Source organism: Paenibacillus sp. NPDC056722 (genome assembly GCF_042790635.1).
GTDB lineage: Bacteria > Bacillota > Bacilli > Paenibacillales > Paenibacillaceae > Paenibacillus_AQ > Paenibacillus_AQ agri.
In genome coordinates this window covers 589,604-602,559 of the sequence record NZ_JBHTYV010000002.1, presented here as the reverse complement: position 1 = coordinate 602,559, position 12,956 = coordinate 589,604, and the positions used below count along the sequence as shown (strand labels likewise).

Below are 12,956 nucleotides of genomic sequence, written 5' to 3'. Positions count from 1 at the left end.
ACAAGAAGGACTGGAGAAAAGGGGCCCCTTTGGCCCCTTTTTTCTGAATGAATAGAGTCGATAGCGAAAGGGGAAGCCATATGAATATTTTGATTACCGGTGCCAGTGGGTTTATCGGTAGAGCTTTGGTCAAGCACCTGGCGGACAAGCATTATGTTATTTGTCTGTCACGGAAAGCTCCAGAGGGAGCGGCGGCTTATGTACAGGGATCTTTTGATGTTATAGAGGACTTGAAAGGGCTTGATGCTTACGACATTGAAGCCGTTATTCATCTTGCTGCTGTGACGGGAGGCTGTAGTGAAGAGGAAGGACTCGCGGTTAATGTATTAGGCACAAGGAGGCTCTTCCGATATTTGCTGGATCGTGGTTGCCGGAAGTTTATTACTGCGAGCTCTATTGCCGTGGCAGGTGGGCTGGATGAAGATTTTGTCCCGCTGGAGTTGCCTATTCCTGATGAGCACTCGTGTCTGGCCACGGATGCATACGGACTCAGCAAGGCTATGGTAGAGGAACTGACCCGCTATTTTCACCGTATTCACACCGATGCTGACTTTATTAATTTGCGTCTTGGTGCCGTAGCTGCAGAGGACTGGATTCCGCCTATTCTGGAAACGGGTTCCAGGCCTCCGCTCCCGTTTATCACAATGGCCCACGTTTATGCTGATGATGTAGTCCGGGGAATCGCTGCAGCACTGCATGCTCCACCTAGGCCGGGAGTGCGAACTTTGAACCTGGTGGGGCCGGATGTAACCAGCAATTTGCCTGTGGCGGAGATTATGAGTAATATTTTAGGAGATTTCCATAATCTGGATTATTATCATTTCCCGGGTCATAATTATAGGCCATTATATACTATGGATCGGTTCAAAGAAGAATTTGGTTTTGTGCCTGTAAGGTCAACTCGAGGCAAGAAAGACGGTAATCAGGGGAATTGAAGCGCGGAAAAAAGCAGAACTCGGGATTGCTTATAAAAAGCAGTGATAGCAGCGGGATATCGCTGCTTTTTATGCATTTCCGAATGTACATAGCGTGACGGAATGAGGTTGAACACTTGACTATACTGAAAAATGTTTTAATCTATAATCATGACAGCGCTACCAATGCCACATCCAGGAGAGGGGTCCAACATGCTTAAATATTCCAGTGTATTCCGCAAATTTCTAATCTCCTATGTGGTTATTTTGATTATACCCAGCATTGGCGGCTACATGTCTTATCTAACTTCGATTTCGGTGACACGGTCCATCTCGATTGAGAACAGTGTGACCCAGCTTCAGAAGAGTCAGGATATTTTGGAGCGCCGTATGGCGGAGGTAGAGGGCTTTACTAGACAACTTGCGATAAACCAGGAATTGAACGTTCTGATGAACGAGCGGGATAATGAGAGGAATGTCTACGGCATATGGAAAGCGATGCGGAATGTCCTGACTTTCGGACAGACCAATGATTTTCTACAAGATTATTATATCTACCTAGCCAATTACAAGCTGATTCTAACTCCGGGTTCTTCTTACAGACCGGACCATTATTACGATAATTTCCATTACAACGACTTGTCGCTCGAAGAATGGAGTAAGGAAGTACTGGAGAAATCTCATCGAAGCGAAATCAAGCCGCTCAGTTCTTTTGTCAGCAGGGGGACACAAACTTCAGTGATTACGTACATGCAGTCACTACCTCTGGACAGTTTCAATGATACTTCACCAGCTGTTGCGGTTGTAATCATAGACGAGAAAATCATTGCCAGTCTGCTCTCCGGTCTGACGGAGCGGTATGGCGGCTGGGTTCATATCAGCGATGCTGAAGGGCAGACCATTGTCCTGCAAGGGAGCAGTGAGCCGGAAATGGTCAAGATGGTGTCTGATCCGTCATTTGACAAAAATGAAGTCAGCCAGTTCTATGGTGATGATTTGGTGATCACTACCACTTCAAATAAGAATGGATGGGTATACAGGGCAGGCATCCCCCGGCAGGTTCTGATGGAGAATGCCAACACAATTAAGGAAATGACTTGGCTGATTACAGGAGGCACGCTACTGATTGGTCTGATTGTCGGTCTGGTGCTGGCTTATCGTACAAGCGCGCCGATTAACCGTCTGCTCAATGTTATGAAGGAGCAGTTTGGGAAGGACGAAGCAGGTCCGAGGAATGAATTTGACTTTTTGAGCGGAAATATCGCCGATATGATTACCCAGAACAAGTTCCTGGAGTCAGAGCTGAACCGTCAGCTTCCGCTAGTCAGGGATGCGTTCCTGAAGCGGTTGATTGCCGGTGAGTTCAAATCACGGGATGAGATTCTTTCTGCTGCCGAGCAGGCGGATATCGACCTGCTACAAGGCAAGGGGTATGCCGGAATCATCCAGATTAACGGATATGCGGGTATGGATAGCGTGGAGATTCTGAATGAGCTGAGTGCTTCCCGCCTGCTCGTGAAGCAGGGCTTGTCTGAGCTTGGCGTGGACGTTCTGATGACCGATATAGGCTCCGATAAAGTGGTCACTCTGTTCTTTTCAATGAATGAAGAATTGGGTAAAGAGAATGAGATTGCGGATATCAACCATACCATGGAGAACCTGGCGCAGTATGTATTTAATGAGTACCGCATTACGATTCAGGCGGGCTTTGGCGAACTGTTCGCCTCGGTAACTGAGGTCAGCCTGTCCTTTGATCAGGCCAACCAGGCCCTGGAATACGCCGTCTACATGAATAAAAAAGGAATTATGTGGTACAATGAGGCCCAGACTGAGAACACGACCTATTACTATCCTTTGGATTCAGAGCAGCGGCTGATTAGTACGATCCGGGCCGGAGAACTTGAGGAAGCCAAGCGGATTGTCCATGCTATTATCGTGCAGAATATGGAGCAGCGGGAGCTGTCTATCGAAATGAAACATCAGCTTGTGGGGGAAATGAAGGGTACCTTCCTTAAGCTGCTGGATCAAAAAGCGTTTACGGAATATGCTTCCATCGAGAGCGTCAAACGGCGGGTCATTGACATCGGGTCCTCAGAGACGCTCGAGACCATCCAGTCTGAATTCAATGAAATTATGGAAGAACTCTGCGGGCTTATTGCCAATAAGAAGAAGGACGCTCATATTCAGATCATTAAACAGATCAAGGAGTATACGGCAGAGATGTACTCTGATTCGGAACTGACCTTGTACCGGGTTGCTGAGCAAGTGGAAAGACCCGAAAAATATATCTCCCAATTGTTCAAGGAGGTCACAGGTGTTAATTTCTCCGACCATCTTGTCAAAGTCAGAATGGATCAGGCTGTAGTGTTGCTAAAAGAGAGCGGATATACCGTTGACGAGATCGCCACACGGGTTGGATACAATAGTTCGCACTCGTTCAGAAGGGCTTTTAAGCGGTTGATGGGCATATCACCAAGCGCATACAGACAATGTGCTGATGAATAAATATCTTCAAGACCTAAGGCTGCGTTGTCCGGTTCCGGACAGCGTAGCCTTTTTCTCCCTTACAGGCAGGGTACCGGAAAAATGGCCGTTCTTATGCTGTTTTGTGCCCCCAAAAACGGGTTATCTGTACGCTGAAACGCGCAATTGTACCTATTCAGGGGACATGAAGATCTACTATGATCAAGTCGTAGAAAGCGCTATCACAAAATACAAAACAGAGGCTGTTGGATAGGGGGAATTGTTCTGGAGAAACAAATCGCTTTAAACCGTAAGTCGTTGCCGCAGAGCAAGGGACCGGGCTTTTGGTACAATGCCCGCAAAAGTATGCTGAAGCACTGGCAGTTGCATCTGCTGGTCATTCCGCCCTTGCTGTTTTTCCTCATCTTCAAGTATTACCCGATGATAAACGCAGTGCTTGCTTTTAAGGACTACAACGTTATCAAGGGAATATGGGGAAGTCCTTGGGTTGGTTTTAAAAATTTCCAACTATTCTTTGAGAATCCACAGTTTTGGATTCTGGTTAAGAACACCATTATGCTTAGTGGCTATCAGTTACTGGCGGGATTCCCGATCCCGATTATTCTGGCTCTCATGATTAATGAGGTGCGCGGAGGAAGGTTCAAAAAATTCGTACAGCTTGTATCGTTTGCACCTTATTTCATCTCAACAGTTGTTATGGTGTCGATCGTTATGCTATTCCTGGCACCGCGGCTCGGCTTTGTCAACATCGCCCTTAACTTCTTCGGACTGGATTCTGTTAACTTCTTGGGTGAACCCGGGATGTTCCGTTCGATTTATGTCTGGTCTGATATTTGGCAGACGGCGGGCTACAGCGCAGTCGTATATTTGGCAGCGCTTGCGGGAATAGACCCGACCCTTTATGAAGCGGCGAAAGTGGACGGTGCTTCACGTTTTCAAAAAATCCGTCACGTCGATTTGCCAGGGATTGTACCCACCATCGTCATCATCCTGATCCTGAATGTAGGGAATGTAATGGCGATCGGTTTTGAAAAGGTCTACCTGCTGCAGAATCCGCTAAACTTGGCCAATTCTGAGATCATTGCGACCTATGTTTATCGGGTTGGTTTGCTGAATGCCAACTACAGCTTCGCAACTGCCGTTGGACTATTTAACTCGATCATCAACCTGATCCTCTTGTTTACAGTGAACGGTTTGGCGAAAAGAATTACTAAGAACAGCATCTGGTAGGAAAGGAGCACACTTATGGCAGCAACAGTTCAAAAAAAGATTAAAGAATCCGCCGGAGACAAAGCGTTTCTATTCACGATCTATCTTGTGCTCGGCCTCGTGGTTATCGCTGTGCTTTACCCGTTGATCTTTATCATCAGCAGTTCGATCAGCAGCCCGGCAGCGGTTACTTCCGGCCGTGTCTGGCTCTGGCCTGTAGATATATCCTTCAAAGGTTTCGAAGTTTTATTCAAAACACCTGAAATTATTACCGGTTATGCTAACTCGATTTTTTACACCGCGGCGGGAACGCTGATTAGTGTAACTTTGACGGTTATGATTGCTTACCCGCTATCCCGCAAAGGCTTTTTCGGGCGGAACACCCTGATGATGATCATCACCTTCACCATGATCTTCAACGGGGGTCTGATTCCCACCTATTTGGTGGTAAGAGAAATGAATTTAATTGATACCCGTTGGGCATTGCTGATTCCGAATGCCATTTGGGTATGGCAGGTCATTATTGCCCGCTCTTTCTTTCAATCCTCAATTCCTGATGAGCTTATGGAAGCCAGTGAGATCGACGGTTGCAGTGATATGCGATTCATCTGGAGCGTCGTACTTCCATTGTCGAAGCCGATTCTCGCCGTGCTGGTTCTTATGTACGCAGTAGGCCAGTGGAATGCGTATTTCGATGCATTGATCTATCTGAAATCAGCAGATCTGTTCCCGCTGCAGCTAGTCTTGCGAAGCATCATTATTCAGAATAACAGCGCCGGCGGTGCTATGGACGTCGGGAAAATGGTGGAGAAACAGCAGCTTTCCGAGCTATTGAAATATTCTTTGATTGTGGTCGCCACCTTGCCAGTACTGGTTATCTATCCGTTTGTACAGCGTTATTTTGTACAGGGAATGCTGGTCGGTTCTGTGAAGGGCTGATCTTTGGAATGAACTACATGGAGAGGAGGGATGCCCGCAGTTTTACATTCAAGGTATCTTCGTATCAACTGCTAAACTACAAAAGGGAGTGATGGGATTTGAAGAAGAAAAGCTTGATAACTTTACTAACTCTAGTGATGGCGTTTACGGTTGTAATTAGTGGATGTGCTAGTAAAAATACAGATAACACATCCAACTCACAGTCCGGCAACTCGTCTGACAAACCGGTTGAGATCAGTGTGTTCTCTGTTCAGGAATCCGGAATCGACCTTCCGACCAATAAATTCACAAAATTTGTGGAAGACAAGTTCAACTTCAAATTTAAATGGCAGATTAACCCTTCGGACGGTGCTCAGGAAAAACGCCAGATCTCGCTGGCAAGTGGTGACTATCCTGATGCTTACCTGCTTACCCACTATATTGATCAGTTCTCGCAAGCTGACCTGCTGAAATATGGTAAGCAAGGCGTACTCATTCCGTTAAACGATCTAATTAATGAATATGCTCCTAACATTAAAGCAGCCATGGAACAGAACCCTGCGTTGAAGACGTTTAATACAGCGCCTGACGGCAATATCTACGGACTTGTAGCCTACACAGAATGTTTCCACTGTTCCTACCCTAACAAAATGTGGTTGAATACCGAGTGGTTGAAAAAGCTTAACTTGGAAATGCCAAAAACTACAGAAGAGTTCAAGAACGTTCTGAAAGCCTTTAAAACACAAGATCCAAATGGCAATGGCAAAGCGGATGAAGTACCACTGAGTGGTTCCATCGAGGAGTTCGGAGTACGGATTGTTCCTTACTTGATGAATGCCTTTGTCTATGATGACGATCGAAACTACCTGCAAATGGCAGATGGAAAAGTTCAATCCTCTGCAATTACACCAGAGTGGAAAGAAGGATTGACTTACATCAAATCCCTGTTTGACGAAGGCCTGATTGATCCGGGCGCATTTACACAAAATGCCGAAGCGTTCAAGAAAATCGGTGAAAACGCCGATGCAGAAATTTTGGGAGCAGGTGCGGGTATGCACCCAGCGATCTTCGTGAACATCGATCCGGGCAATACTCGTTCGGCACATTATAATCCACTGCCTCCGATTTCCGGACCTCAAGGGGTTTCCTATGCCACTCATGATGGGGGCGGTGTAGCTCCAGGTGCGAAATTCGTGATCACTAACAAAGCAAGTAAAGAAGCACAAATTGCTCTGATCAAAATGGTGGATTACATGTTTACACCTGAAGGTCAAACGAACGCTGCAGCAGGTATGAAGGGGACTGGCTGGACAGATCCTGAAGAAGGCGATGTAGCGCTGGGTAAAGATGTTAAACCAATGGTCAAAACCATTCCACCGGTTGAAGGTGCTGCACCTTCCAATGCGGGCTGGAGCGGAATGGGTCACTTCTATGAGCCAAAAGAATACCGTGATACCTACGTTCAAGGTACTGATATCTACGATTCCAGCAGTTATGAACGCAGACTGTATGATGCGACTCTGCTATACCAAGGTCATGAACCTAAAGAGTTGTTCCCAATCTGGTCCATCTGGATTGATCCAAACGAGATTGATGAAGCCAGTATGCTGCAAACCAACTTGAAGAACTACATTGAGCAAAACCAATTGCAATTCATCACTGGCAACAAGGATCTGAACAAGGACTGGGACGCTTATGTGAAAGGCCTTCAGAACTTGAAGCTTGACCGTTATCTCGAAATTTTACAAAAGGCTTATGATAGTTCTAAATAATAACTATTAAAATCAGAATCAGGTGCTGTACGATAGACCCAGCACCTGGTTTCTTTATATTCAGGGCAGATATACGCATTATTTCTGGAGGATAGCCATGACGAACGAGAAACATTGCAATCATTCATTTGTGATTTCACGCAGAGGACTGCCGGGTATCCGTGCAAGACTTGCGGAAAAAGCGCCAGTGACCGTTGCCTTTCTGGGCGGTTCCATTACAGAGGGAGCAGGGGCTTCGGATGCCGATACATCTAGCTGGAGAGCATTAACCGGAAGGTATCTGCAGGAACGGTTCGCAGATCAGGAGTTCCACTTCATCAATGCCGGAGTGGGCGGTACTACTTCCACACTGGGGGCTCATCGGCTCCAGGAGCATGTGCTGCGGCACGGAAGAATCGATCTGTTGTTTGTTGAATTTAGCGTCAATGACGGCAGTGACCGGGAAGAATCTATCAGGGGCATGGAAGGGATTGTCCGCCAGTGCCGTAGAGTGTCGCCGGATACCGATATCTGCTTCCTGTATACGGCAGCGGAGAAGAATCTGTCGGGGAGTCATCCGTTTAACATTGCCGTCCATGAAGAGGTGGCAGCACATTATCATCTTCCGTCAGTCAACTTTGCCGCCAGAGTCTATGAACAGACGCGTGCAGGTCGTATGGAATGGACAGACTTGGCTCCGGACGGATATCATCCCAATGACGATGGCCATGCCCTCTATGCGGGCTTTTTGCGTGAATATTTAGACATGGCACTTGTCGCAGAGGGTACCGTATTGAACGCTGAGGAGGAAAGAACTATATCTCCTCTGGAAGTAAAGAATTACGAATACGGCAGTCTGCTTGATTTTCGTGCGGGTATTCACACAGAAGGGTTCGAACTCCGTGAGTTGTCACCTGAAGATCCGCTGATGAATTGGCGTTTCGGAACGGAGCATTTATATACGGACAGTCTGGAAGCGGTGTACACATTTACCGTTACTGGTCAAAGCGCAGGTCTGTTGCTGCTTTACGGACCGGATAGCGGGATTTTTGAGTATTCGGTAAACGGCAGCTCGTTTACAGCTGTAAATCTGTTCGACGAGTGGTGTCCGATGGCGCACAGACCTATTCTGACGATGTTTCCACTACAGGAGCAGCGAGGGGAACTACAGGTCACGGTTCGGATCACCGGAACGAAGGATGAAGCCAGTAAGGGCACTAGTTTGCGCATTATGAAGATATTAAGTAATTGATTATCTGGTGAAGAGGTATTATACTGCCTCTTATTAAGCGGTTACAAGAATAGAGAGGCGGGGAGACCCATTCATTCTGCAGAACAAGACTTGATTGCAACGCCGACAATCATTACTTTGACGGATTACGGAGCACAGCCGGATACTGAGCTGGACAACCAAGCGGCCATGACCGCTGCGCTTCAGGCGGCAGCCGGGATTTCCGGGCCTGTTGTGCTGGACTGTCCCAAAGGACGCTATCATTTTTACGTAGATGAGGCTACTAGAGCGCCCTATTATATCTCCAATACGACTAGTGAGACTGAAAATCCAGATGTGACCAAGACCATTGGTATTCTACTGAAAGGTCTACACAACTTTACACTAGAGGGCAATGGCTCCCTGTTTATTTTCCATGGCAAGCAGACCATGATTCTGCTGGACGGCTGCTCCAATGTGGAGCTCCGCAACCTGCATACCGATTATTACCGGCCTACCGTAACCGAGATGACCATTACTAGCGGCGGCACGCATTCTTTCGATACGGAGGTTCATCCTGATTCCCGCTATGAGATCAGGGACGGCCGGCTGGTCTGGATCGGTGAGGGCTGGAGCTTCACGGAAGGCCCAATGCAGACCTATGATCCGGTGCGCAATGCGACCTGGCGGATGGATAACTGGCTGGAACAGGCAACATCTGTCGAAGAGCTGGAACCGATGAAGCTGCGTCTGCACTTTGATTTTCATCCAGAGGTAGTTCCAGGGCATGTCCTGCAGAACCGTGACGGGATTCGCGATCAGGTCGGGGTCTTCATTACGGGGAGCTCCAATGTTACCTTCACGGATGTTGGGCTGCATTTTCTGCATGGACTTGGAGTTGTAGGCCAGTTCAGCGAAAATCTTACTTTCCGCCGGATGGACTTGTCACCACGACCAGAAACGGGGCGGACTGTCGCTGGTTTCGCAGATTTCATCCATATGTCCAGCTGTCGGGGAAAAGTTACCGTGGCGGACGGTTATTTTGCCGGTTCCCATGATGATCCCGTTAATGTTCACGGAACCTATCTGCGAATTGTAGAGCAGCCTGCGCCGAATGAAGTTAAGGTCCGGTTCATGCATCACCAGACCTACGGATTCCTGGCTTTTCACCCGGGCGATGAGATTGAATTTGTCCGTTCCGGCTCGTTGATCAGCTACGCGAAGGGGAAAGTGGTTGCTGTGGATTTTTTAAATCCGCGTGAGCTTCTATTAACTCTGGCTGACCCGGCTCCCGAAGGTATTGGCAGCCACGATGTTATCGAGAACGTAACCTGGACCGCAGAGGTTGAGGTAGTCAATAATCACTTTGCCCGTGTTCCGACCCGTGGCGTACTCGTGACGAGCCGCCGTAAAGCGGTGATCGCGAATAATACGTTTGAGCGCATGCATATGAACGCGGTTCTGATTGCGGCGGATGCCGAGTCCTGGTATGAGTCTGGAAAGGTGGAGGATGTGACCATCACCGGCAATCGTTTTGTGGAGTGCGGCAGCGGCGAGCATCCAGTGATCTTCATTGCGCCGGAGAACGTGGACATTGATGAGAACGCTCCCGTTCACCAGGGGATTATCATAACGGGGAACCGATTCGAGTTGAAGGATACGCTGGCCTTGAGTGCGAAGAGCACATCCGGCCTGGTTTTCCAATCCAATGAAATCGTGAGCGATGGCCGAAGCGCTTTGTCCAGCCTTGATGAGGCCATTGTCTTAACCGCTTGCAGCGGAGTGGATATTGCGGATAATACGCTCACAGCTGAATAAGATCTGATCGAACATACTGTTAAAAGATTGATAGTGGGGGAGAGAGCATATGAAACTTCAATATGACAAGCCAGCAAATGTGTGGACTGAAGGGCTGCCGATTGGTAACGGCCGTCTGGGTGGTATGATTTTCGGTGGTGTAGAGCAGGAGAAAATCAGTCTGAACGAGGATACGCTCTGGTCAGGATACCCGAAGGATGGGAACAATCCTGGCGCCAAGGAAGCTTTGCCTAAGGTCCGGAAGCTGATTGAAGAAGGCCGCTATGAAGAGGCTGACACGGAGACCCGGAATATGCTGGGGCCGTATACGCAATCTTATCTGCCTTTTGGCGATCTGCTGCTCCGGTTTGATCACGGCTCTATTTACCGTTCCTATAAGCGGACGCTGGATGTGGAGAATGCGATTCATCGTGTGGAATACCAGATCGGCAATGTCACCTATACCCGTGAAATGTTCGCGTCGCACCCGGACCAGGTACTTGTACTGCGACTGACTGCCAGCGCACCCGGTGCGTTGAATGTACACGCGACCCTGGACAGCCCGCTGCGGCACAGCCTTCATGCACAGGGTGACAGTCTTGTACTATCAGGAACAGCGCCAGAGCATGTTGATCCTAGTTATTTTGCAAGTGACAATCCTATCCGATACGGCGAACCCGGCGATAGCAAGGGGATGGCCTTTGAGGGCCAGCTTACTGTGAAAGCTGAAGATGGCAAGGTAACCGTTGATGGCAGCGGCGTTCATGTGCTGGATGCGACAGCGGCTACGTTCTATTTCAGCGCGGCTACAGGCTTTAATGGCTATGACAAAATTCCGGGTAAAGAAGGGAAGGATGCCTCTGCGATTGCTGCGTCCCATCTTGTGGGTGCGGTAGACAAGTCTTACCCGGTCCTGCGAGAAGCACATGTCGCGGATTATCGCTCCTTGTTCGATCGGGTGAAGCTGTCACTTGGCAAGTCGCTTGCAGCGGAGGATATGTCCACTGAACAGCGGATTACAACCTATGCTGCCAAAGATCCGGGGCTTGTGGAATTACTCTTTCACTATGGACGTTACTTGTTGATTGCCAGCTCTCGTCCTGGTACGCAAGCTGCGAATCTCCAAGGCATCTGGAATGCATTTACCCGTCCGCCATGGAGCAGTAACTATACACTGAACATCAATACGGAAATGAACTACTGGCCGGCTGAAATCTGCAATCTGGCAGAATGTCATGAGCCATTGCTGGAGATGATCGGGAATTTGGCGAAGAATGGCGCCGAGACAGCCCGGGTCAACTACGGAACACGGGGCTGGACCGCGCATCACAACGCCGATTTGTGGGCACAGACCGCTCCGGTAGGCGACTTCGGCGACGGTGATCCGAGCTGGGCTTACTGGCCGATGGGCGGCATCTGGCTGACACAGCATTTGTGGGAGCATTATGCTTTTGGCGGAGATGAAGAGTACCTGCGCAGTACCGCTTATCCTGTACTGAAGGAAGCAGCTCTGTTCGCACTGGACTGGCTCATTGACGATGGCAGCGGTCATCTGGTGACCTCGCCGTCGACTTCCCCGGAACATAAATTCCGGACAGCAGAAGGCGTAGCTGCAGTCAGCCCTGGTTCCACGATGGACATCTCGCTGATCTGGGAGCTGTTCACCAACTGTATCGAAGCTTCAACGCAGCTAGGCACGGATCAAGACTTCAGAGAAGAACTGGAGAGCGCCCGTGAGCGTCTGCTGCCACTCCAGGTTGGCAAGTACGGCCAGTTGCAGGAATGGTCGAAGGACTTCGAGGATGAGGACACGTACCACCGGCATACTTCGCATCTGGTCGGGGTGTATCCGGGACGTCAGCTGTCAGAAGAGGAGACACCGGAGCTTTTCACTGCCGCGAAGACCTCGCTGGAGCGGCGCGGCGATGAGAGCACAGGCTGGAGCCTGGGCTGGAGAGTAGCCCTGTGGGGCCGCTTCGGAGACGGTAACCGTTCCTTACGCCTGCTCTCAAACATGCTGCGACTGGTGAAGGACGGAGAATCGGAGCAGTACAATCACGGTGGTGTATACGCCAACCTGCTTGGCGCACATCCGCCGTTCCAGATTGACGGCAATTTTGCGGCATCCGCCGGAATTGCAGAGATGCTGCTGCAATCGCATCGTCCATACCTGGAGCTGCTTCCAGCGTTGCCGGGTGAATGGCAGGAGGGAAGCGTGGAAGGCCTGCGCGCACGCGGCGGCTTTGAAGTGGATATCCAATGGGAGAACGGACAGTTAGCGGAAGCTACGATCGTCTCCCTGCTGGGCACGGATTGTGTGATTCGCAGCGCGGCTTCGCTGGTAGTCACCGAAGCTGGCCATACGGTTGAAGTTGAACATTCCGCTGCGGGAACCTTAAGCTTTGCCACGGAAGCAGGAAAGACCTACAAACTGACCCTTCGCGGACAGCACTAGACTTATCAGCAAGGTTACGAGGGCAGCGGTGGGAACCCGAAAGACGGATTCCCGCCGCTGTTTTTTTGTACACTCGCTAAGCGTTGATTTATGGCAGGAATTCAGCACCACAGAAGATGTACAGAACAGCGGATCAAGATGTGTTAAATCGCGATATGGATCGGAAGATCGGTGTATGGTAAACGCTTTATTCTGTCTTTATAATGAGGGCAGACTTG

The 12,956-nt window shown here is 49.2% G+C and carries 8 protein-coding genes; all 8 read left to right on the top strand.

Annotated features, from left to right (window positions below; translation table 11 throughout):
• Window positions 1-80 precede the first annotated feature (80 nt).
• The 8 genes from ACFRAM_RS07040 (at window position 81) to ACFRAM_RS07005 (ending at window position 12,738) form a co-directional block, all read left to right on the top strand.
• Window positions 81-935 (top strand): NAD-dependent epimerase/dehydratase family protein, encoded by an 855-nt coding sequence (locus ACFRAM_RS07040; RefSeq protein ID WP_379465175.1) that lies wholly within the window; start codon window positions 81-83, stop codon window positions 933-935.
• Between the two features lie 192 nt (window positions 936-1,127).
• A complete protein-coding gene (locus tag ACFRAM_RS07035) occupies window positions 1,128-3,419 on the top strand; it encodes a helix-turn-helix domain-containing protein (protein WP_379465173.1) in 2,292 nt (763 codons plus the stop codon).
• A gap of 324 nt (window positions 3,420-3,743) precedes the next feature.
• On the top strand, window positions 3,744-4,628 hold the full coding sequence (locus ACFRAM_RS07030) for an ABC transporter permease (protein WP_379465532.1): 885 nt from the start codon (window positions 3,744-3,746) through the stop codon (window positions 4,626-4,628).
• A gap of 15 nt (window positions 4,629-4,643) precedes the next feature.
• Window positions 4,644-5,546, top strand: a complete 903-nt coding sequence (locus ACFRAM_RS07025) for a carbohydrate ABC transporter permease (RefSeq protein WP_175370107.1) — start codon at window positions 4,644-4,646, stop codon at window positions 5,544-5,546.
• 137 nt (window positions 5,547-5,683) lie between these two features.
• Window positions 5,684-7,297 carry an extracellular solute-binding protein gene (locus ACFRAM_RS07020; protein WP_379465531.1) on the top strand — a complete coding sequence of 538 codons (1,614 nt, stop codon included), beginning with the start codon at window positions 5,684-5,686 and terminating at the stop codon, window positions 7,295-7,297.
• A 97-nt stretch (window positions 7,298-7,394) separates the two neighbouring features.
• The gene (locus ACFRAM_RS07015) at window positions 7,395-8,528 is read left to right on the top strand and encodes an SGNH/GDSL hydrolase family protein (protein ID WP_379465171.1); all 1,134 of its coding nucleotides are present in this window, start codon (window positions 7,395-7,397) and stop codon (window positions 8,526-8,528) included.
• Window positions 8,529-8,618: 90 nt separating this feature from the next.
• Window positions 8,619-10,304, top strand: a complete 1,686-nt coding sequence (locus ACFRAM_RS07010; RefSeq protein WP_379465169.1) for a right-handed parallel beta-helix repeat-containing protein — start codon at window positions 8,619-8,621, stop codon at window positions 10,302-10,304.
• Window positions 10,305-10,353: 49 nt separating this feature from the next.
• Window positions 10,354-12,738, top strand: a complete 2,385-nt coding sequence (locus tag ACFRAM_RS07005) for a glycoside hydrolase family 95 protein (RefSeq protein ID WP_379465167.1) — start codon at window positions 10,354-10,356, stop codon at window positions 12,736-12,738.
• The last annotated feature ends 218 nt before the right edge of the window (window positions 12,739-12,956 follow it).